The sequence below is a fragment of the Halanaerobacter jeridensis genome (assembly GCF_016908315.1).
GTDB lineage: Bacteria > Bacillota > Halanaerobiia > Halobacteroidales > Halobacteroidaceae > Halanaerobacter > Halanaerobacter jeridensis.
Genome location: NZ_JAFBDQ010000018.1, coordinates 1 through 20554, shown reverse-complemented (window position 1 = coordinate 20554; position 20554 = coordinate 1). Strand labels below are relative to the sequence as shown.

36 protein-coding genes are annotated in these 20554 nt (G+C 34.9%); all 36 read left to right on the top strand.

Going from position 1 to position 20554, the window contains the following annotated elements:
* The first annotated feature begins 10 nt into the window (after nucleotides 1-10).
* The 36 genes from tuf (at nucleotide 11) to JOC47_RS13115 (ending at nucleotide 20424) form a co-directional block, all read left to right on the top strand.
* On the top strand, nucleotides 11-1195 hold the full coding sequence (gene tuf, locus JOC47_RS13290; protein ID WP_204702647.1) for an elongation factor Tu: 1185 nt from the start codon (nucleotides 11-13) through the stop codon (nucleotides 1193-1195).
* A gap of 84 nt (nucleotides 1196-1279) precedes the next feature.
* Nucleotides 1280-1597, top strand: a complete 318-nt coding sequence (gene rpsJ, locus JOC47_RS13285) for a 30S ribosomal protein S10 (RefSeq protein ID WP_204702645.1) — start codon at nucleotides 1280-1282, stop codon at nucleotides 1595-1597.
* 31 nt (nucleotides 1598-1628) lie between these two features.
* Nucleotides 1629-2252 carry a 50S ribosomal protein L3 gene (rplC, locus tag JOC47_RS13280; RefSeq protein WP_204702643.1) on the top strand — a complete coding sequence of 208 codons (624 nt, stop codon included), beginning with the start codon at nucleotides 1629-1631 and terminating at the stop codon, nucleotides 2250-2252.
* A 23-nt stretch (nucleotides 2253-2275) separates the two neighbouring features.
* The gene (gene rplD / locus JOC47_RS13275; RefSeq protein ID WP_204702641.1) at nucleotides 2276-2905 is read left to right on the top strand and encodes a 50S ribosomal protein L4; all 630 of its coding nucleotides are present in this window, start codon (nucleotides 2276-2278) and stop codon (nucleotides 2903-2905) included.
* Nucleotides 2905-3192 carry a 50S ribosomal protein L23 gene (gene rplW, locus JOC47_RS13270; protein WP_239551245.1) on the top strand — a complete coding sequence of 96 codons (288 nt, stop codon included), beginning with the start codon at nucleotides 2905-2907 and terminating at the stop codon, nucleotides 3190-3192. Before rplD ends, rplW begins: the two co-directional genes overlap by 1 nt.
* A 28-nt stretch (nucleotides 3193-3220) precedes the next feature.
* Nucleotides 3221-4063 carry a 50S ribosomal protein L2 gene (gene rplB / locus JOC47_RS13265; RefSeq protein WP_204702639.1) on the top strand — a complete coding sequence of 281 codons (843 nt, stop codon included), beginning with the start codon at nucleotides 3221-3223 and terminating at the stop codon, nucleotides 4061-4063.
* Nucleotides 4064-4086: 23 nt separating this feature from the next.
* Nucleotides 4087-4368 carry a 30S ribosomal protein S19 gene (gene rpsS / locus JOC47_RS13260; RefSeq protein WP_204702637.1) on the top strand — a complete coding sequence of 94 codons (282 nt, stop codon included), beginning with the start codon at nucleotides 4087-4089 and terminating at the stop codon, nucleotides 4366-4368.
* Nucleotides 4369-4424: 56 nt separating this feature from the next.
* On the top strand, nucleotides 4425-4763 hold the full coding sequence (gene rplV, locus JOC47_RS13255; RefSeq protein ID WP_204702635.1) for a 50S ribosomal protein L22: 339 nt from the start codon (nucleotides 4425-4427) through the stop codon (nucleotides 4761-4763).
* Between the two features lie 3 nt (nucleotides 4764-4766).
* Nucleotides 4767-5420 carry a 30S ribosomal protein S3 gene (gene rpsC / locus JOC47_RS13250; protein ID WP_204702633.1) on the top strand — a complete coding sequence of 218 codons (654 nt, stop codon included), beginning with the start codon at nucleotides 4767-4769 and terminating at the stop codon, nucleotides 5418-5420.
* A gap of 15 nt (nucleotides 5421-5435) precedes the next feature.
* Nucleotides 5436-5870 (top strand): 50S ribosomal protein L16, encoded by a 435-nt coding sequence (gene rplP, locus JOC47_RS13245; protein ID WP_204702630.1) that lies wholly within the window; start codon nucleotides 5436-5438, stop codon nucleotides 5868-5870.
* Entirely contained in the window at nucleotides 5860-6063 is a 204-nt protein-coding gene (gene rpmC, locus JOC47_RS13240; RefSeq protein WP_204702628.1) for a 50S ribosomal protein L29, read from the top strand. The genes rplP and rpmC overlap by 11 nt, the downstream gene beginning before the upstream one ends.
* A 17-nt stretch (nucleotides 6064-6080) precedes the next feature.
* Complete coding sequence (gene rpsQ / locus JOC47_RS13235; protein WP_204702626.1) at nucleotides 6081-6335, top strand: 30S ribosomal protein S17; 255 nt, start codon at nucleotides 6081-6083, stop codon at nucleotides 6333-6335.
* A 32-nt stretch (nucleotides 6336-6367) separates the two neighbouring features.
* On the top strand, nucleotides 6368-6736 hold the full coding sequence (gene rplN, locus JOC47_RS13230; protein ID WP_204702624.1) for a 50S ribosomal protein L14: 369 nt from the start codon (nucleotides 6368-6370) through the stop codon (nucleotides 6734-6736).
* A gap of 24 nt (nucleotides 6737-6760) precedes the next feature.
* Nucleotides 6761-7087 (top strand): 50S ribosomal protein L24, encoded by a 327-nt coding sequence (gene rplX / locus JOC47_RS13225; protein ID WP_204702622.1) that lies wholly within the window; start codon nucleotides 6761-6763, stop codon nucleotides 7085-7087.
* 25 nt (nucleotides 7088-7112) lie between these two features.
* A complete protein-coding gene (gene rplE, locus JOC47_RS13220; protein ID WP_369127970.1) occupies nucleotides 7113-7655 on the top strand; it encodes a 50S ribosomal protein L5 in 543 nt (180 codons plus the stop codon).
* A gap of 16 nt (nucleotides 7656-7671) precedes the next feature.
* Nucleotides 7672-7857: a type Z 30S ribosomal protein S14 gene (locus JOC47_RS13215; RefSeq protein WP_204702618.1), complete on the top strand. Its 186-nt coding sequence runs from the start codon at nucleotides 7672-7674 to the stop codon at nucleotides 7855-7857.
* A 37-nt stretch (nucleotides 7858-7894) separates the two neighbouring features.
* A complete protein-coding gene (gene rpsH, locus JOC47_RS13210) occupies nucleotides 7895-8287 on the top strand; it encodes a 30S ribosomal protein S8 (RefSeq protein WP_204702616.1) in 393 nt (130 codons plus the stop codon).
* Nucleotides 8288-8317: 30 nt separating this feature from the next.
* A complete protein-coding gene (gene rplF, locus JOC47_RS13205; protein ID WP_204702614.1) occupies nucleotides 8318-8851 on the top strand; it encodes a 50S ribosomal protein L6 in 534 nt (177 codons plus the stop codon).
* Between the two features lie 23 nt (nucleotides 8852-8874).
* On the top strand, nucleotides 8875-9240 hold the full coding sequence (gene rplR, locus JOC47_RS13200; protein ID WP_204702612.1) for a 50S ribosomal protein L18: 366 nt from the start codon (nucleotides 8875-8877) through the stop codon (nucleotides 9238-9240).
* 18 nt (nucleotides 9241-9258) lie between these two features.
* Nucleotides 9259-9765 (top strand): 30S ribosomal protein S5, encoded by a 507-nt coding sequence (gene rpsE, locus JOC47_RS13195; RefSeq protein WP_204702610.1) that lies wholly within the window; start codon nucleotides 9259-9261, stop codon nucleotides 9763-9765.
* A gap of 35 nt (nucleotides 9766-9800) precedes the next feature.
* Nucleotides 9801-10244 carry a 50S ribosomal protein L15 gene (gene rplO, locus JOC47_RS13190; protein ID WP_204702608.1) on the top strand — a complete coding sequence of 148 codons (444 nt, stop codon included), beginning with the start codon at nucleotides 9801-9803 and terminating at the stop codon, nucleotides 10242-10244.
* A 3-nt stretch (nucleotides 10245-10247) separates the two neighbouring features.
* A complete protein-coding gene (gene secY, locus JOC47_RS13185) occupies nucleotides 10248-11507 on the top strand; it encodes a preprotein translocase subunit SecY (protein WP_204702606.1) in 1260 nt (419 codons plus the stop codon).
* Between the two features lie 17 nt (nucleotides 11508-11524).
* Nucleotides 11525-12172, top strand: a complete 648-nt coding sequence (locus JOC47_RS13180; RefSeq protein ID WP_204702604.1) for an adenylate kinase — start codon at nucleotides 11525-11527, stop codon at nucleotides 12170-12172.
* 84 nt (nucleotides 12173-12256) lie between these two features.
* A complete protein-coding gene (gene infA / locus JOC47_RS13175) occupies nucleotides 12257-12478 on the top strand; it encodes a translation initiation factor IF-1 (protein ID WP_204702602.1) in 222 nt (73 codons plus the stop codon).
* Nucleotides 12479-12504: 26 nt separating this feature from the next.
* Nucleotides 12505-12618, top strand: a complete 114-nt coding sequence (gene rpmJ, locus JOC47_RS13170; RefSeq protein ID WP_204702599.1) for a 50S ribosomal protein L36 — start codon at nucleotides 12505-12507, stop codon at nucleotides 12616-12618.
* Between the two features lie 138 nt (nucleotides 12619-12756).
* Complete coding sequence (gene rpsM, locus JOC47_RS13165) at nucleotides 12757-13116, top strand: 30S ribosomal protein S13 (RefSeq protein ID WP_204702597.1); 360 nt, start codon at nucleotides 12757-12759, stop codon at nucleotides 13114-13116.
* Nucleotides 13117-13143: 27 nt separating this feature from the next.
* Complete coding sequence (rpsK, locus tag JOC47_RS13160) at nucleotides 13144-13515, top strand: 30S ribosomal protein S11 (RefSeq protein WP_204702595.1); 372 nt, start codon at nucleotides 13144-13146, stop codon at nucleotides 13513-13515.
* Nucleotides 13516-13559: 44 nt separating this feature from the next.
* Nucleotides 13560-14189: a 30S ribosomal protein S4 gene (rpsD, locus tag JOC47_RS13155; protein ID WP_204702593.1), complete on the top strand. Its 630-nt coding sequence runs from the start codon at nucleotides 13560-13562 to the stop codon at nucleotides 14187-14189.
* 72 nt (nucleotides 14190-14261) lie between these two features.
* Entirely contained in the window at nucleotides 14262-15209 is a 948-nt protein-coding gene (locus JOC47_RS13150) for a DNA-directed RNA polymerase subunit alpha (protein WP_204702583.1), read from the top strand.
* Nucleotides 15210-15240: 31 nt separating this feature from the next.
* Nucleotides 15241-15582 carry a 50S ribosomal protein L17 gene (gene rplQ, locus JOC47_RS13145; RefSeq protein ID WP_204702581.1) on the top strand — a complete coding sequence of 114 codons (342 nt, stop codon included), beginning with the start codon at nucleotides 15241-15243 and terminating at the stop codon, nucleotides 15580-15582.
* Between the two features lie 108 nt (nucleotides 15583-15690).
* Nucleotides 15691-16509: an energy-coupling factor transporter ATPase gene (locus tag JOC47_RS13140; protein ID WP_204702579.1), complete on the top strand. Its 819-nt coding sequence runs from the start codon at nucleotides 15691-15693 to the stop codon at nucleotides 16507-16509.
* Nucleotides 16503-17351: an energy-coupling factor transporter ATPase gene (locus JOC47_RS13135; protein ID WP_204702577.1), complete on the top strand. Its 849-nt coding sequence runs from the start codon at nucleotides 16503-16505 to the stop codon at nucleotides 17349-17351. Before JOC47_RS13140 ends, JOC47_RS13135 begins: the two co-directional genes overlap by 7 nt.
* 3 nt (nucleotides 17352-17354) lie before the next feature.
* Nucleotides 17355-18149, top strand: a complete 795-nt coding sequence (locus JOC47_RS13130) for an energy-coupling factor transporter transmembrane component T family protein (RefSeq protein ID WP_204702575.1) — start codon at nucleotides 17355-17357, stop codon at nucleotides 18147-18149.
* Between the two features lie 138 nt (nucleotides 18150-18287).
* The gene (rplM, locus tag JOC47_RS13125; protein ID WP_275579435.1) at nucleotides 18288-18728 is read left to right on the top strand and encodes a 50S ribosomal protein L13; all 441 of its coding nucleotides are present in this window, start codon (nucleotides 18288-18290) and stop codon (nucleotides 18726-18728) included.
* Nucleotides 18729-18747: 19 nt separating this feature from the next.
* A complete protein-coding gene (rpsI, locus tag JOC47_RS13120) occupies nucleotides 18748-19143 on the top strand; it encodes a 30S ribosomal protein S9 (protein ID WP_204702573.1) in 396 nt (131 codons plus the stop codon).
* A 213-nt stretch (nucleotides 19144-19356) separates the two neighbouring features.
* The gene (locus JOC47_RS13115; protein WP_204702571.1) at nucleotides 19357-20424 is read left to right on the top strand and encodes an alanine/ornithine racemase family PLP-dependent enzyme; all 1068 of its coding nucleotides are present in this window, start codon (nucleotides 19357-19359) and stop codon (nucleotides 20422-20424) included.
* Nucleotides 20425-20554 lie beyond the last annotated feature (130 nt).

Below are 20554 nucleotides of genomic sequence, written 5' to 3'. Positions count from 1 at the left end.
GGGATAAATGATGGCAAAAGAAAAGTTTGAAAGAACGAAACCACATATTAATATTGGTACAATTGGACACGTTGATCATGGTAAGACAACAACAACAGCAGCAATCACAAAAGTATTATCTCAAGACGAAGATAGTGTGGCAAATTTTGAGGATATTGACAATGCACCAGAGGAAAAAGAAAGAGGTATTACAATTGCAACATCTCACGTAGAGTATGAAACAGAGAATAGACACTATGCTCACGTAGACTGCCCAGGACACGCAGACTATGTAAAGAATATGATCACTGGTGCAGCACAGATGGATGGATCTTTATTAATCGTATCTGCAGCAGACGGACCAATGCCGCAGACAAGAGAACACTTACTATTAGCTCGTCAGGTAGGAGTTCCGAGAATAGTAGTATTCTTAAACAAAGCAGATATGGTTGATGACGAAGAATTAATCGAATTAGTAGAGATGGAAGTAAGAGACTTATTAAACGAATATGAATTTGATGGAGATAATGCTCCAGTAATTGTAGGGTCAGCTCTAAAAGCACTAGAAGAACCAGATAGTGAATGGGGCGAAAAGATTCTAGAATTAATGGATGCAATTGATGAGTATATTCCTACTCCAGAGAGAGATACAGACAAAGACTTCTTAATGCCAGTAGAAGATGTATTTAGTATTACAGGACGTGGAACAGTAGCAACTGGTAGAGTAGAAACAGGAGTAGTAAATGTAGGAGATGAAGTAGAACTAGTAGGAATTAAAGAGACAGAAGAAACAGTAATTACAGGATTAGAAATGTTTAGAAAAGAGATGGAACAATCTCAAGCAGGAGATAATGTAGGTGCATTATTAAGAGGTATTGATAAAGAAGATATTGAAAGAGGTCAAGTACTAGCAACACCAGGAACAATTACGCCTCATACTAAGTTTAAAGCAGAGGTATATGTGCTAGGAAAAGACGAAGGTGGGCGACATACACCATTCTTTGATGGTTATAAGCCGCAGTTTTATTTCCGAACAACAGACGTAACAGGAACAATCAACTTACCAGAAGATGTAGAAATGGTAATGCCAGGAGACAACATTGAGATGGACGCAGAATTAATTTCTCCAATTGCAATGGATGAAGGATTAAGATTTGCAATTAGAGAAGGTGGAAAGACAGTAGGAGCTGGCGTTGTTACTGAAATTATTGAGTAATCAAATAAAATAGGAAAAAATGAGGAGTGAAGTTTCCTCCTCATCTTTTTTCTGCTTTTAATTATGTAATCGGGGGTGAAAATAATGGCTGAACAAGCTAGAGAGAAAATCAGAATTAAATTAAAAGCTTATGAACATCAAGTACTAGATGATTCCGCAGCAAAGATTGTGGATACAGCTAAAAAAACAGGAGCAAGTGTTTCTGGACCTGTACCATTACCAACGAAAAAGGAAGTATTTACTATTCTTCGTTCTCCTCATATTAATAGTAGTGCACGAGAACAATTTGAGATGAGAACTCATAAAAGATTGATTGATATTAAAGAACCGACACCTAAAACAGTTGATTCTTTAATGAGATTAGATTTACCTGCTGGTGTCGATATCGAAATTAAATTATAATAGTGGTTGTTGATAAGGAGGTGTGTTTAAGATGAAAGGTATTTTAGGAAAAAAGATTGGTATGACGCAAGTTTTTAAAGAAAATGGAGAAGTAGTTCCAGTAACAGTTGTGAAAGCAGGACCTTGTCCAGTGATTCAGAAGAAGACTGAAGCTGTTGATGGATATGAAGCAGTACAGTTAGGATTTGAAGATGCAAAGGAATTTAGAGTTAATAAACCAGAAAAAGGACATTTTGAAAAACATGGGATTAGTCCTAAGAAATATGTTAAGGAATTTAGAATGTCTGGGACAGAAGAATTAGAAACAGGAGATGAAGTTACAGTTGAAAACTTTGCAGAAGGTGAAAAAGTTGATGTAACTGGTACTTCTAAAGGTAAAGGATTTGCTGGTACCGTAAAGAGATGGAACTTTAATACTGGTCCTAAAACTCATGGTTCTCGAAATTATAGATTACCAGGTTCAATTGGCCAGAGTGCTGACCCTGCAAGAGTATTCAAAGGTAAAAAAATGCCAGGAAGAATGGGTCGTGAAAGAGTAACAGTTCAAAATCTAGAAGTTGTTAGAATCGATTCAGAAAAGAATGTTTTATTAATCAAAGGTGGTTTACCTGGTCCTAAGAAAGGACTATTAGAAATTACTGAAACAGTTAAATAGGTTATGAGGAAGGAGGAAAAAAGATGCCAGAATTAAATTTATATAATTCTAATGGAGAAAGTGTAGGAAATGTTGCTTTAAATGATAAAGTGTTTGACGTTGAAATAAATGAACATGTTGTTCATGAGGCAGTAAATGCTCAATTAGCTGCTAAACGAGCTGGTACTGCTAAAACTAAAACTCGAGGCGAAGTTAATGGCGGTGGAAGTAAGCCGTGGAGACAGAAAGGTACTGGTCGTGCTCGACACGGAAGTATCAGGTCGCCAATTTGGGTTGGTGGAGGAACTACTTTTGGTCCACAACCAAGAAGTTATAAGAAGAACATTCCAAAGAAAGTAAAAAAATTGGCTGTTAAGTCTGCATTAACTGATAAAGTTAGAAATGAAGAATTAGTTGTAGTTGATGGCTTTGATTTTGCTCAGCCAAAAACTCAGCAGATGGTATCTGTGCTAGATAATTTAAATGCCAAAGATCAAAAGGTATTAATTGTTCTAGATGAAATTACTGAAAATGTATATAAATCTGCTCGAAATATTCCAGGTGTTAGAATCGTAAAGCCAACACAAGTAACCGTTTATGATGTTGTAAATAGTAATAAGGTTATTGTGCAGGAAGATGCAGTGAACCAGGTTGAGGAGGTGCTAGTAGTATAATGAATTTACGAGATGTTATTATTGAACCTCATATTTCTGAAAAAACTATGATGGATATGGAAGAAAATAATTGGTATACTTTTAAAGTAGCACTTAATTCAAATAAGTCACAGATTAAAGATGCTGTAGAAGATATCTTTGATGTGACAGTAAAAAAAGTTACTACTTGCCGCATGCCTGGTAAAAAGAGACGGTTAAGATATAATGAAGGTACAACTGCTGAATGGAAGAAGGCAAGAGTTAAATTATCTGAAGATGACAATATTGAAATTTTTGAGGGAGTATAATTTTTAACCGAAGAAGGAGGGAATAAAAATGGCAATTAAAAAGTTTAAACCAACAACTCCATCTAAAAGATATATGACAGTTGATGCTTTTGAAGATATTACTACTGATCAACCAGAAAAGTCACTACTTGAACCGTTAAAGAGAACAGGCGGTCGTAATTCTAATGGTCGAGTTACTGTTAGACATCAAGGTGGTGGCCATAAGAGAAAATATCGGGTGATTGACTTTAAACGAAATAAGGATGGAATTCCAGCAAAAGTTGCTACTATAGAATATGATCCTAATCGTTCATCTCGAATTGCATTATTGCACTATGCTGATGGAGAAAAGAGATATATTATTGCACCACGAGATATAGAAGTAGGGGACACTGTTGTTTCAGGTCCTGATGCTGAAATTGAAGTGGGTAATGCTTTGCCTTTGGAAGAAATTCCAGTAGGTACTATTATTCACAATGTTGAATTAAAGCCAGGTAAGGGCGGACAGTTAGCTAGATCTGCTGGTACTCAAGCTCAACTAATGGCTAAAGAAGGAAAACATGCTCATATTAAGTTGCCTTCTAGCGAAGTGAGATTAGTTAATATCAGATGTAGAGCTACAATTGGTCAAGTAAGTAATGTTGACCACGAAAATATAACTATCGGTAAAGCAGGTAGAAATCGATGGTTAGGTAAGAGACCAAGTGTTCGTGGTACAGCAATGAACCCACATGATCACCCACACGGTGGTGGAGAAGGTAAGAAACCTGCAGGTAGACATCCAGTTACACCTTGGGGTCAATCTACTATGGGTAAGAAGACAAGAAAGCCAAAAGAATCTGATAAATATATTGTTAAGAGACGTCATGAATCTAAAAAGAATAAAAAATAATTGATTCGTAAGGAGGTATATGCGTGGCTAAACAAAACAATCGTCCTTTTGTGGATGAGAAATTGTTGGCTAAAATTCAGGAGATGAATGAATCTGGGGAAAAGCAAGTTGTTAAGACTTGGTCCCGAAGTTCAACAATTTATCCACAGATGGTAGGTCATACAATCGCTGTTCATGATGGTAAAGAACATGTACCGGTATATATTACTGAAGAAATGGTAGGACACAAATTAGGAGAATTTGCTCCAACTAGAACATTTAGGGGACACAGTAGACATACTGAAAGATCTACATCTCTTAAGTAGATATCTGGGAAACTCTACAGAACTTTAAATGGTTTTAATATAAAGGGGGTAAAACAATGGAAGCAAAAGCTATTGCTAAGGAAGTTCGAATTTCCCCAAGAAAAGCTAGGTTGGTTATTGATTTAGTAAGGGGTAAAGATGTTGACAAAGCAATTGGCATTTTAAAGAATACACAGAAAAAAGCTGCGGAAATAATTGAGAAAGTTCTTAATTCCGCTGTTGCGAATGCTGTTAATAATCATGGTATGATCGCTGATGAACTTAAGGTTTCTGAAGCATATGTTGACCAAGGTCCGACAATGAAAAGATACAAACCGAGAGCAATGGGGCAGGCGAGCCCAATTAATAAAAGAACTAGTCATATTACTATTAAAGTAGCAGAAAAGGAGGGATAATGAATGGGACAAAAAATAAATCCACATGGTTTAAGAGTTGGAGTCATTAAAGACTGGGATGCAAAATGGTTTGCAGAACCAGATGAATATGCTGATTTGTTACATGAAGACTTAGAAATTAGAGAGCACGTTAAAGGAGAAATGTATGAAGCAGGAATTGCTAGAATAGTTATCGAAAGAGCAGCTGATAGAGTAAAGTTAGACATTCATACTGCTCGCCCAGGAATGGTAATCGGTAAAGGTGGTTCTGAAGTTAATCAACTAAGAGAAGACTTAGAAGAAATGACAGATAAAAATGTGCAAGTTAATGTAGTAGAGGTTGATAATCCTGATCAAAATGCACAATTAGTAGCTGAGAATGTTGCTCAACAATTAGAAAATAGAGTTTCATTCCGAAGAGCTATGAAACAGTCTATGAATCGTGCTATGCGTCAAGGTGGCGTAGAAGGATTTAAGATTGAATGTGCTGGCCGTCTAGGTGGAGCAGACATGGCTCGTACTGAAGGCTATAATGAAGGTAGTGTTCCGCTTCATACTCTAAGAGCAGATATTGATTACGGCTTTACAGAAGCGTATACTACTTATGGTAAAATTGGAGTTAAAGTTTGGATCTATAAAGGAGAAGTTCTACCAGAATTAGAAGACGATGAAGAATAGAAAGGAGGCCAAATAATGTTAATTCCAACAAGAGTTAAGCATAGAAAACAACATCGTGGACGTCTTAAAGGAAAAGCATCGAGAGGAACAGAAGTTACTTTTGGCGAATATGGCCTGCAAGCATTAGAACCAGTTTGGATTACAAATCGTCAAATTGAGGCAGCAAGAATTGCTCTAACTCGATATATTAAGCGAGGAGGAAAAGTTTGGGTTAATATTTTCCCTGATAAGCCTGTAACTGCTAAACCTGCTGAAACACGAATGGGTAGCGGTAAAGGTGAAACTGAAAAATGGGTTGCTGTTGTAAAGCCAGGTCGTGTAATGTTTGAAATTTCAGGTGTAGAAGAAGAAATTGCCCGTGAAGCTATGAGATTAGCTTCTCATAAGTTGCCTATTGATACTAAATTTGTAATGCGGGAAGATATGGGTGGTGACACAGATGAAAGCTAATGAATTACGAAAAATGACTTCAGAAGAATTAGAGCATAAATTAAGCGAATTAAAGGATGAATTGTTTAATCTGCGTTTTCAAAACGCAACTGTTCAACTAGAAAATCCAATTAGAATCCGGGAAGTTAAGAAAACTATTGCCCGAGTAAAAACAATTTTAAATGAGCGAGATCTTGGTATTAATCAAGGTTAATTGAGAGGAGGTATAAAATGGCCGCTAGCAATCGTAAGAAAAGAACTGGTGAAGTTGTTAGTGACAAAATGGATAAGACTGTTGTAGTAGCAGTTGAGCGTAAAGTCCAGCACGATTTATATAAGCGTGTTATTAATAGAACTTCTAGATTTATGGCACATGATGAAGAGAATGAATGTAAAGAAGGCGATAAAGTAGAAATAGTAGAAACTAAGCCGTATAGTAAGAATAAGACTTGGAAAGTAACAGAAATTATACGCAAAGCTAAATAGATAATTAGTGTTATTTGAAAGGAGGGTTTAGAATGATTCAAGCAGAATCAAGATTGAAAGTAGCCGATAACTCAGGCGCTAGAGAACTATTGTGTGTTAAGGTTTTAGGCGGATCTGGCAAAAGATTTGCTTCTGTTGGAGAAATAATTGTTGCAACAGTTAAAGAGGCTATTCCAGATGGTATGGTAAGTAAAGGAGATGTTGTAAAAGCAGTTATTGTTAGAACTAATAAAGAGGTAGGTCGAGACGACGGTTCTTATATTAGTTTTGATGAAAATGCTGCTGTAATTATAAATAATAATAACGAACCAGTTGGAACAAGAATTTTTGGTCCAATTGCTCGAGAATTAAGAGGGAAAAGCTTTAATCGGATTATTTCTTTAGCACCTGAAGTAATATAGTGCGTTTAGAAGGGAGGTTAAATTATGTCTACTGGTAAATTACATGTAAAAAAAGGTGATCAAGTTAAAGTTATTGCGGGAAAAGATAAAGGTAGAGAAGGTGAAGTTCTGAAAGCATTTCCTGAAGATGATAGAGTTGTTGTTGAAGGAATCAATATAGTTAAGAAACATCAACAACCTACTCAGGATAATCCTCAGGGAGGTATTCAGGAACAAGAGGCACCAATTCATAGTTCGAATGTTATGTTAGTCTGTAAGCATTGTAGTGAAGCCTCTCGAACTGGTAAGAAGATTTTAGATAGTGGTGAAAAAGTTAGATACTGCAAAAATTGTGGTGAAATCGTAGATTAGATCGTAGATTGGAAGGGAGGATAAGATAATGAGTGTATTAAAAGAACAATATAAGGAAGAAATTGTTCCTGCTTTGATGGAAAAGTTTGAATATGATAATGTAATGGAAGTACCGGAGATTAAAAAAGTTATTGTTAATATGGGACTTGGAGATGCTCCAGAAAATGCAACTATTTTGGATGAAGCAGTAGAAAGTTTAAGTGCAATTACTGGTCAAGATCCTGTAATTACAAGAGCTAAAAAATCTGTTGCAAATTTCAAGATTAGAAAAGGAATGCCGGTAGGTTGCAAAGCTACTTTACGTAAAAATAAAATGTATGAATTCTTATATAAATTAATTAATGTTGCGCTGCCTCGAGTAAGAGACTTTAGAGGCTTACCTACTAAGTCATTTGATGGTCGTGGGAATTATTCTCTAGGAATTAAAAATTATACTGTTTTCCCTGAAATTGATGTTGAAGAAGTTAGTCAGATTTTAGGAATGGACATTGTAATTGTAACTTCTGCTGAAACTGATGAAGAAGCAAAAGAATTATTATCATTAATGAAAATGCCATTTAAACAGTAACTAAGGAGGTGGCAAAGTGGCTAAAACGTCTAAAGTTGTGAAGGCTAATAGTGAGCCTAAACATTCAACTCGTGAAGAAAGAAGATGTCGCCGTTGTGGAAGACCGACTGGTGTTATAAGAAGATTTGAATTATGTAGAATTTGTTTTAGAGAATTAGCTCATGAAGGAAAATTACCTGGTGTTAAAAAAGCAAGCTGGTAATAAATTTGTGTTATAATTTGAAAGGAGGTAAGGTTTTATGACTGATCCAATAGCTGATATGTTAACAAGAATTCGAAATGCTACTCAACTTTCTAAAGATAAGGTAAGTATTCCTGCTTCTAATGTAAAAGAGGCAATTGCTAATCTTTTAGAAGAAGAAGGATTTATTGAAGGATATGACCGATATGATGATGGTGCTCAAGGTACTTTGAAATTATTCTTAAAGTATGGTCCTAATGAAGAGGACGTAATTACTGGTTTAAAGAGAATTAGTAAGCCAGGATTAAGAGTATATGCTGATAAAGATGAATTACCTAAAGTATTAGGTGGTTTAGGAGTTGCAGTAATTTCTACATCGCAAGGTGTAATGACAGATAAAGAAGCAAGAAAGAATGGAATCGGCGGAGAAGTTCTTTGCTACGTATGGTAATTCAAAAAAATATTGGAGGGGGTGACTTTTATGTCTAGAATTGGTCATTTACCAGTTGAAATTCCAGAAAAAGTTGATGTTTCAATTACAGAAGATAATGTTTTAACCGTTGAAGGTCCAAAAGGAAGTTTAACTCAAGATTTAAACCCAAGAATGGATATCAAAGTAGATGATGATGAAGTTGTTGTTAATCGTCCAACTGAGTCTAAAGATGACAAATCTGCTCATGGTTTAACAAGAAGTCTAATTGTAAACATGATTGAAGGAGTGACTACTGGATTCAAAAAAGAACTAGAAATTAATGGTGTTGGATATCGAGCTGTTAAACAAGGTAATAAATTAGAAATTCAAGCAGGATATTCTCACCCAGTAGTTGTTGAACCTGAAGGAGATATTGAATTTACAGTAGAAGATGGTAATATTATTGTTGAAGGTGTAGATAAGCAGCTAGTAGGACAGGTTGCTGCTGATATTAGACAGATTAGAAAGCCTGAACCTTATAATGGTAAAGGTATTAAATATGCTGATGAACGAATCAGACGTAAAGAAGGAAAAACTAGCTAATTGATGAAGGAGGGAGTACAATAATGGGTGATTTAAGTAATAGAGAGGCACGTGAAAGAAGACATAAAAGAGTTAGAAATAAAGTTGTCGGTAAGCCGGATCGACCTCGTCTAAATGTTTATCGTAGTAATAAACACATTTATGCCCAAATCATTGATGATTTTGCTGAAGAAACTTTAGTTTCTGCTTCTACTGTAGATACAGAAATTAAAACTGAAATTGAAGTTAGCAGTAATAAAGAAGCAGCAGAAATTGTCGGAAAATATCTTGCTGAACGGGCATTAGATAAAGGAATTGAAAAAGTTGTATTTGATCGTGGAGGATTTGACTATCATGGTCGAATTGAGGCCTTAGCTGAGGCTGCACGGGAAAATGGTTTAGAATTTTAATCATAAGGAGGGGAAGAAATGCCAAGAAATATTATTGATCCTAGTGATTTAGAACTAGAAGAACGGGTTGTTGATATTAGTCGAGTTGCTAAAGTAGTTAAAGGTGGACGCCGATTTAGCTTTAGTACTTTAGTAGTAGTTGGAGATAAGAATGGACATGTAGGAACAGCAATTGGTAAAGCTAACGAAGTTGCTGATTCAATTAATAAAGGTATTGCTGCAGCAAAGAAAAATTTAGTTAAAGTACCATTAGAAGATACTACTATACCACATGAAATTACAGGTGTCTTTGGTGCAGGGCGAGTTCTTTTAAAACCTGCTTCTAAAGGTACAGGAGTAATTGCTGGTGGTCCAGTTCGTGCTGTTGTGGAACTAGCAGGTATTAATGATGTTTTAACTAAATCTTTAGGTACAGATAATCCACTTAATGTGGTAAAAGCAGCTATTCAAGGTTTAGATAGTCTAAAGAATGCTGAAAAAGTTGCTAAATTAAGAGGTAAATCAGTCGAAGAACTATTAGGATAAGTTCCTCATAATATAATTTCAGGAGGTGAATTGAAATGGAATTACATGATTTACAACCAGCTGAAGGAGCAAAAAGTAATCGAAAAAGAAAAGGCCGCGGCATTGGTTCTGGAAATGGTAAGACTGCTGGTCGAGGTCACAAAGGTCAAAATTCTCGTTCTGGTGGTAGCACAAGACCTGGATTTGAAGGAGGTCAAACTCCTTTCTTTAAACGTTTTCCAAAGCGAGGATTTTCTAATGCTAAGTTTAAGACAGAATACTCAGTCGTTAATGTAGCAGATTTAAATCGTTTTGAAGATGGAGCTGAAGTAACTATTGCAGATTTGAAAGATGCTGGTTTAGTTAAGCAAATTAAAGATGGGGTTAAGATTTTAGGTGATGGACAATTAGAAAAGTCTTTAACTGTTAAAGCTCATCAATATAGCCAATCTGCAGTGGAGAAGATCGAAACTGCTGGAGGGAAAGCAGAGGTGATTTAATAAATGTTATCAGCTTTAAAAAATGCCTGGAAGGTAGAAGAGTTAAGAAATAAAATTTTGTTTGTTTTGGCGATGATTGCTGTTTATAGAGTTGGAGCTCATATTCCAGTACCGGGAATTGATCCTTCAAAATTACAGCAGTTTTTTCAAGGCAGTGGTGTGTTAGGATTCTTAAATATGTTTTCTGGTGGTGCTCTAAGAAGATTTACTATTTTTGCAATGAGTATCAGTCCGTATATTACTGCTTCAATTGTAATGCAATTGTTAACAGTTGTAATTCCTAAGTTAGAAGAATTATCTAAGCAAGGTCAAGAAGGTAAGAAGATAATTACTAAATATACTCGTTATGCTACAGTTGTTTTAGGTTTAATTCAGGGTACGGGAATTACTATGATGATTAGAAACACTGGAGCAATTGCTAATAATAGCTTCTTTAATTTAGCTACAATTGTGATCACTTTGACTGCTGGAACAATATTCTTGATGTGGTTAGGGGAGCAAATTACTGATAAAGGAATTGGTAATGGTATTTCAATCATTATCTTTGCTTCTATTATTTCTCGTTTTCCAACGGCTGTAATGAATACATTCGATAGATTGCAAGCAGGAGCAATCAACATTTTCAATGTATTAATTTTTGCTGCAATTGCTGTTGTAGTTATTGCTGTAGTTATCTACATTCAACAGGGGCAGCGTAAGGTACCAGTGCAATATTCTAAAAGAGTTGTGGGGAGAAAGGTTTATGGGGGACGTTCTACTCATATTCCAATGAAAGTTAATCAAGCTGGTGTAATCCCAGTAATCTTTGCTTCATCAGTATTATTATTCCCAGCAACTATTGCTCAATTTATTCAACAGGATTGGGCTCAGGCTGTAGCAAACGCTCTATCTCCTGGGACACCATTATATATTATTCTATTTGCGTTAATGATTATATTCTTTACTTACTTCTATACTGCAATTCAATTTAATCCAATTGAGATAGCAGATAATATGAAGCAGAATGGTGGTTTTGTTCCGGGGCGTCGACCTGGTCGACCAACAGCTGAATATTTGGATAAGATTCTAACTAGAATCACTTTAGCTGGAGCGATATTCTTAGCCGGAGTTGCGGTGCTGCCGAACTTTGTAATTAATTTAACTGGTATTGAAGCTCGATTTGGCGGAACAGCATTATTGATTGTAATTGGTGTTGCCTTGAGAACAATGCAGCAAGTTGAAACTTATTTACTATCTCGTCACTATGAAGGATTTATGCAATAAATTAGGGAGTGATATAGATGAAATTAGTGCTGCTTGGGCCACCTGGAGCAGGAAAAGGTACACAGGCTGCTCGGTTAGAAAATTATTATAGTATACCTCATATATCAACGGGAGATATTTTTCGTAAGGCTATTAAAAATGAAACAGAATTAGGGCAAAAGGCAAAGCAATATCTTGACCAAGGAAAATTAGTTCCTGATGAAGTTACTAATGGTATTGTTAAGGAAAGACTAGCTCAGTCTGATTGCAAAGATGGATTTATTTTAGATGGTTTTCCTCGTACTGTTAATCAGGCTGAGGCTTTAAGCCAAATTCTGAATGATTTAGATTATGAACTAGATGCTGCAGTAAATATTAAAGTGAATGATGATGAAGTAGTTAAACGTTTATCTGGTCGTAGAATTTGTGATGATTGTGGAGCTACTTATCATGTTGATTTTAATCCACCGCAAGAAGAAGGCGTTTGTGATCAATGCGGAGGAGAATTATATCAAAGAGATGATGATACTCCAGACACTATTAAAGAGCGCTTAGAGGTATATTATGACAAGACTGCAGCAGTAGTTGATTATTATAAAGATAGAGGTTCATTACTGAAAATTGACGGTGAGCAAAGCTTAGATGAAGTATTTGCTGACCTTAAAGAAAATTTAAAAGAAATTTAATTGCATAAAATATATTATTTGTGATAAAATGATATATTGAGGTGTCGAAATTTCTAACCTTTTAAAGGAGGTTGAAATAAACTTATGGCAAAAGAAGAGCCTATTGAAGCGGAAGGAACTGTTGTCGAGACTTTGCCTAATGCCAAATTTCAAGTTGAGTTAGAAAACGGTCATGAAGTATTAGCACATGTTTCTGGCAAGATGAGAATGAACTTTATTAAAATTTTACCGGGAGATAAAGTAACAGTAGAAATGTCTCCCTATGATTTGAGTCGTGGTCGAATCACCTATCGTCATGATTCCTAAATGTAACAATACAAAGGAGGGTTAATATGAAAGTTCGACCATCTGTAAAGCCGATTTGTGATAAATGTAAGGTTGTGCGTCGGAAAGGAAAAGTTTATGTTATCTGTGAAAACCCAAAGCATAAACAACGACAAGGATAAATACAGTTGATAGTTAAGAGTTAAGAGTGAATAGTTAAAATCAAAAGCAATTTTGAATTTAATAGTATTTTGCTTATTCTTTATTTTTAAACTCTCAACTTTAAATTTTAAACTGTAAACTATTAGGAGGTGTATTTAATGGCACGTATTGAGGGTGTAGATTTACCTAAAAATAAAAAGGTTGCAATTGGATTGACTTATATCTATGGTATCGGTCGTTCTTCTGCTGAGGATATTGTAGAAGAAATTGGAATTGATAAAAGTACAAGAATTAAAGATTTGACTGAAGGCGAAATAGCTGAATTACGTAATATTATTGATGAAAATTATCTTGTTGAAGGTGAATTAAGACGGGAAGTTCAAGCTAATATTAAGCGTCTAAAAGATATTGGATGTTATAGAGGGAAACGGCATAAGAAAGGGTTACCTGTAAGAGGTCAGAGAACTCAAAGTAATGCTCGAACTCGAAAAGGACCTAAGAGTACTGTTGGTCAGTAAATATTTAGTGAATAAAGGAGGGTCATTATGGCAAAAAAGAAGAAAAAATTAAAAGTACAAAATGGTCAAGCGCATATTAAGTCTACTTTTAATAATACAATTGTTACTTTAACAGATAGAAAAGGAAATACTATTTCTTGGGCTAGCGCAGGGAAGTTAGGTTTTAAAGGTTCTAGAAAAGGAACTCCTTATGCTGCTCAGGTTGCTGCTGATGATGCAGCTGAAACAGCAATGAATTATGGTTTGAAAGAAGTTGAAGTTTTCGTTAAAGGACCAGGGTCTGGACGAGAAGCAGCTATTCGAGCTTTACAGGCAGCTGGATTGGAAGTAGCATCTATTCAAGATGTAACTCCTATTCCACATAATGGTTGTCGTCCACCTAAGCGTCGGAGAGTATAATAAGTAATTTGTTTTAATCACTTTATGGAGGTGTAAATTAAGATATGGCAAGATATAACGGACCTGTTTGTCGATTATGTCGACGAGAAGGAGAAAAGTTGTTTTTAAAAGGCGAAAGATGTTATACTGATAAATGTGCTATGGAACGTCGTCCGTATGCTCCAGGAGATCATGGGCAGGGTAGACGAAGAAAGTTATCTGAATTTGGAGTACAGTTAAGAGAAAAGCAGAAAGTTAAGAGAATTTATGGTGTACTAGAAAGTCAATTTAGAAAGTATTTTGAAAAAGCTGAACATCAGCCAAGTGTTACTGGTGAAAAGTTCTTACAAATTCTAGAAAGTAGATTAGATAATGTTGTGTATAGACTAGGTTTTGCTACATCTAGAAATGAAGCACGACAACTTGTAAGACACGGACATATTCAGGTTAATGATCGTAGAGTTGATATTCCATCTTATCAAGTAGAAGTTGGCGATAAGATTGAAGTTAAAGATAGCAGTAAAGATATGAAGCGGATGGAAGAAATAACTGAATTTAATGAAGTTCAAGAAGTACCTTCTTGGTTAGAATCTGATCTTAATCAATTAGAAGGAAAAATGCTTGGTGAGCCTGTGCGAGAAGATATTGATCTTCCAATCCAAGAACAGTTAATTGTAGAGTTCTATTCTAGATAATATTGTTAGGGGTTAAATTATTTACAAGTAGTTTGTTTAAATTTGCCTCATTAAAAGGAGGACTAAAATTATATGATAGAGATTGAAAAGCCTCAAATTGAGCGTATTGAATCAAATGACACTTATGGTAAATTTGTAATTAGTCCACTAGAACGAGGATATGGAACGACAATAGGTAATTCTTTGCGCCGAATTATGTTATCCTCCTTACCTGGTGCAGCGGTAACTGCTGTTAAAATTGATGGTGTTAAGCATGAGTTTGATACTATCCCAGGTGTTGTAGAGGATGTAGCTGATATAATCTTAAATTTAAAAGATTTGATTATTAAAATGGAGGAAGAATCTGAGCCACAAAAGATTCGGATTGATGTTAGTGGCGAGCAGACTGTTACTGCTGATGACTTTACTGTGAGTGGTAATGTAGATATTTTAAATCCTGATTTGCATATCGCTACTTTATCTGAAGAAGCTGACTTTCATTTAGAAGCTACTGTAGAAAAAGGGCGCGGTTATGTAGTTGCTGAAGAAAATAAAGATGAAGAAGAACGAGTAATCGGTGAAATTCCAATAGATTCTTCTTTTTCTCCTATGAAAAAAGTTAATTTTGATGTGGAAGATACTAGAGTTGGGAATAGAAGTAATCTGGATAAGTTAACTCTTGAAGTTACTACTGATGGAAGTATTACTCCAGAAGACTCTATCAGTTTAGCTGCTAGAGTGTTAGAAGAACACTTAGACTTATTCCTAAACTTAAATGAAGAAATTAATGAAGTAGATATCATGATTGAAAAAGAAGAAGAAGAAAAGAACGAAATTTTAGATACTACAATTGAAGAACTAGATTTATCTGTTAGATCTTCTAATTGTCTGAAGAGAGCTGGCTTAGATACAGTAGAAGAGCTTGTTAATACTACTGAAGAAGAGTTAATGCAAATTAGGAATTTAGGTAAGAAATCATTACAAGAAATCAAAGCAAAATTAGCAGAATTAGATTTAACTTTAAAACAACCTGAATTGTAAAATAGATATTGGAGTAAAAGGAGGGATAATCATGGCCCACAGAAAGTTAGGAAGAAAAAGTGCACCTCGAAAAGCATTATTTGTTAATTTAGCTATTCAGTTGTTTAAGAATGAGAGTGTCGAAACAACTGAACCTAAAGCTAAAGAGGTTAGAAGTATTGCTGAAAAAATAATCACAAAAGCTAAAAAAGGAACAGATCATGCTCGTCGTCAGGTTATGAGTAAATTACAAGATTCTGAAGCAGTTGATAAATTGTTTGATGATCTTGGCCCAAGATTTGCTGATCGTCCAGGTGGATATACTAGAATTCTAAAAACTGGACAGCGTAGAGGCGATGGAGCATCAATGGCAATTTTAGAATTAGTTGAATAATTTTAGACAATAAAATTATTTACTTTCCAAACAGCCATGTTAATAATTCATACTAGACGAAAATCGTCTAGTATATATGGCTGTTTTTTGTATTAGGTTGGTGAGAAAATGCCGCTAATAAAAATTAGAGATTTATATCATAAATATGAAACAGAACAGGATTGGATTTTAGAAGATGTTAATTTAGATATTGAGTCTGGTGATTTTGTTGCAATAGTAGGTCATAACGGTTCGGGAAAATCCACTTTAGCTAAAATGTTAAATGGATTACTAACCCCAAGTCGCGGTTCAGTTGAAGTAGCAGGGCATCTAACAACTAAAGAAGATGAGATTTGGGATATCAGACGTAAAATAGGAATGGTATTTCAAAATCCTGATAATCAATTAGTGGCTAATATAGTAGAAGAAGACGTAGCATTTGGCCCTGAAAATTTAGGCCTAGACTCGTCAGAAATTCGTCAACGAGTTGATAACGCTCTTTCCATAGTAGATATGGAAGAATATAAAAGAGCTGCTCCGCACCATTTATCAGGGGGGCAGAAACAAAGAGTGGCAATTGCTGGTATTTTAGCTATGAAACCTGATTGCCTTGTTTTAGATGAACCTACTGCTATGTTAGATCCTGTTGGAAGAAAGAAAGTTTTATCTACGGTGCATCAATTAAATGAAGATTTAAATATGACAGTGATTTATATTACCCATTTTATGAATGAAGTAATTAAGGCAGATAAAATAATAGTAATGGAAGAAGGGAAAGTTGTTTTAACAGGAACTCCAGCTCAATTATTTTCTAATTTGGAGCAATTATATGAATATCATTTGGATGTTCCTCAAACTATAGAGCTAGCTGTAAAACTTAGAGAAGCAGGTATAGATATCTCGCAAGAAGCATTTGAGGTAGACAGGTTGGTGAAAGAATTATGTTGATTGAAGTAAATGATTTAGAACACTGTTATAGTCCTGATTTAGATCCTGGGGATTATGCAATTAAAGATATTAGTTTTGAGATAGCTGAAGGAGAGTTTATTGGTTTAATTGGTCACACTGGATCAGGTAAGTCAACTTTAGTTCAGACCTTAAATGGTTTAGTTGAACCTACAGGTGGTCAAGTTAAAGTTAGTGGTTTAGATTTAACTGAAGCAGAAAGTTTAAAAGAGATTCATCAAAAAGTGGGACTTGTATTTCAGTATCCTGAACATCAACTGTTTGAAGAAACAGTCTTTAAAGATGTTGCTTTTGGCCCTAAAAATTTAGGGTTAAAGGAAGGGAAAATAAAAAAAAGAGTCCAACATGCTTTGGAATTAGTTAATTTAGATTATGATCAATTTAAAGATCGTTCTCCTTTTAGATTATCAGGTGGACAACAGCGAAGAGTTGCTATTGCTGGAGTTTTAGCAATGGAACCTGAAATTTTAATTTTAGATGAACCAACTGCAGGTTTGGACCCTCAAATGCGGAAGCAGTTAATTGAAGAGATTGTGGAATTACAAGAGAAATTTTCTCTAACTATCATTTTAATTTCTCACCGGATGGAAGAAATTGCTCGATTATCTGATCGTGTTTTCGTTTTAGATAACGGCAAACTTTCTTTAACTGGTACACCGGATGAAGTTTTTTCTAATTATGAATATTTAACAGAAATAGGTTTAGGAGTTCCAGAAATTACTGAAGTATTGCATAAAGTTAGAGCCCGAGGAATTGAAGTGGATACCAATATTTTTACAGTTGACCAGGCTAAAAATGAGTTATTAAAAGTAATGAGAGGTTAAATTATGTTAGATGATATTATAATCGGCGAATATATAGAAAAGGATTCGATTATTCATAATTTAGATCCTAGAACTAAAATATTAGTTATTATGTTTTTCATAATAACTATATTTTTGATTGGTAGCTTTAAAGGTTATTTAGCTTTAGCTGGATTATTGTTTGTGACTGTTTTACTATCTAAGATTAAGCCTGGTTATATTATCAAAAGTATTCGACCATTATTATTCATTATTTTATTTACCTTTTTTATTCATTTATTTATGACTCGTGGTGGTGAAGTGCTGTGGCAGTGGAAGTTTTTAAGAATTGAAGAAGAGGGATTAACTTTAGGTTCATTTATGGCTTTGCGCTTGATTTTTTTAGTGTCCTATACTTCTCTATTAACTTTAACTACTTCTCCATTGCAGTTAACAGATGGGATTGAGAGACTGTTAAATCCATTTAAAAGAATAGGTGTTCCAGCACATGAATTAGCAATGATGATGACAATTGCTTTAAGATTTATTCCTACTTTGCTTGAAGAAGCAAAGAAAATAATGAAAGCTCAGCAGGCGAGAGGAGCGGATTTTCAAAGCGGCAGTTTGATTAAAAAGGCTAAAAGTTTAATCCCTTTGTTAGTACCTTTGTTTGTAAGTGCTTTTCGTAGGGCGGATGAATTGGCTTTAGCAATGGAATCGAGATGCTACCGTGGAGGAGAAAATCGGACTCGCATGAATGTTCTCACCTTAGTTGGTAGAGATTATTGGGCACTAGGAGTTAGTTTTCTTTATTTAGTGGGAGTAGGAATTTTGTTTTAAGTTATAGTAATTTTAATTAACTTTTAAAATTGCTTGACAGGACTGGAGAGGTATAATAAAATTAATTTGTACGTTTGTTTTCTATGCTGGCTAGCCCCGGTTAAATTTATTATATAATTTTTGTAAGGAGGTAAGTCCATGAGTAAGACCATGAGTACTTATATGGCTAAAGAAGAAGAAATTGATCGTAAATGGTATGTTGTTGATCTTGCAGGAAAAACTTTAGGTCGAGTTGCCTCAGAAATTGCTAAAATTTTAAGAGGTAAGCATAAGCCTATTTTTACTCCTCATGTTGATACAGGAGATTTTGTAGTAGCTGTTAATGCTGATAAAGTTCACTTAAGTGGGAACAAATTACAAAATAAAATGCGGTATGAACATTCTGAATATCCAGGTGGTTTAAAGTCTAAACCATATGGAGAACTATTAGAAGACAAACCTGAAGAAGCTATTGAATTAGCTGTAAAGGGTATGTTACCTAAAAATAGGTTAGGACGTAAGATGTTTAAGAAATTTAAAGTATACAGTGGTTCTGAGCATCCTCATGAAGCTCAGCAACCTGAAGAATTGGAATTATAAATGAAGGGAGGATGTTTTAATGGCAGCAGAAGTTGAATATTTAGGAACTGGTAGACGAAAGACTTCAACTGCACGGGTTAGATTGTTGCCTGGTGACGGTAAGATTGTAGTTAACGATAAAGAACTATCCGATTATTTTGGTCGAGATAGCTTAGAAATGGTTGTTAAGCAGCCGTTAGAAATCACTGAAACTATTGGTGAATTTGATGTAATAGTAAATGCTGATGGTGGAGGAACTTCAGGACAAGCTGAAGCTATTCGCCATGGTATTTCTCGTGCTTTATTAGAAGTAGATCAAGGACATCGTGATGTACTTAAGAAGGCTGGATTCTTAACTAGAGATCCACGAATGAAAGAACGTAAAAAGTACGGACACAAAAAAGCACGTAAGTCTCCACAATTCTCTAAAAGATAATGCAGTATTTCCACAAGGAAGGGTATTTTTATACTCTTCCTTTTCTTATTGGTATGTATGCAATAAACAAAAACAACTGCATATAGACTGCGCACTTAACAAGCTCTAAGCACAGCGCCTAGGGCGACACGAAGAGTTTTCGTTTTTTGACTTGATTTTAACTGATTACTCTTTACTGATTACTTGTTACTATTCTTATTGGAGGATTAGTTTATGTATCCAAAAGTAGAAATTAATTTAGCTAAAATAAAAGATAATGCCCAGCGTATAGTTTCGTTAACTAAGAGGAATGGTATTAATGTTTGGGGTGTCACTAAGGGGGTTAAAGGTGACCCTGAAGTAGCTAAGAAGATGCTTGAAGCTGGGGTAAGAGGATTAGCTGATTCGCGGATTGAAAATTTAAAAAGGTTATCTGATTTAGATACGGAATTAATGTTACTAAGAAGTCCTATGCTTAGTCAAGTAGAGCAAGTGATTGATTATGCTGATATTAGTTTAAATTCTGAATTGGAGGTTATTAAGCAGTTAAATCAAGCTGCTGTAAAAAAAGAGCAAATACATAAAATAATTTTGATGGTTGACTTAGGCGACCGCCGGGAAGGGGTTTTACCTAATAATGTACTGCAGATAGTAAAAAAAATTGAAACTTTATCTAACATAAAATTAGTTGGTTTAGGTACTAATTTAGCTTGCTTTATGGGAATTCTACCAAGTAAAGATAAAATGAAAGAATTAATCCGATTAAAGGATGAAGTAGAGAAAGAGTTAAATATAACATTAGATATGATTTCAGGTGGTAATAGTAGTTCTTTACCATTATTGCTAGATGATAATTATCAGGCTCAAATCAATCAACTAAGGATTGGAGAAACTATTTTATTAGGTCGAGAAGTTCCAAGTGGTAATGCATTCCCTGGAACTATAACTAATACTGTTAAATTAAAAGCAGAAATAATTGAATTGAGACAGAAGCCAACTTCAACTAAGGGCCAACAAGGAGAAAATGCTTTTGGAGAAAAGAAAGAGATTATAGATAAAGGTGTACGTCAGCGAGCAATTTTAGCAGTAGGAAAACAAGATATAGACCCTACTGGTCTAATTCCTTCTCAGGATGGAATTATCATTGAGGGGGCTAGTAGTGATCATTTAATTGTTGATGTCACTGAGAGAGAAAATGTTGTAGTGGGCAGTATATTGGAGTTTGAATTAAATTATCCATGTTTGTTGCGGGCATTGACTTCACCATATGTAGATGTAGAATACTTTAATAATAATGGGTAATTGAGAATTTTTTATTTTCAATTTTAAATTATTAATTAATAAGACGTCTTATGTCAAGTAAAAGTTTTACAAGTTAAAAAATGGAAACTAATTTGACCTAGCAATCCCCAAAGCAATAATTATAGATTTT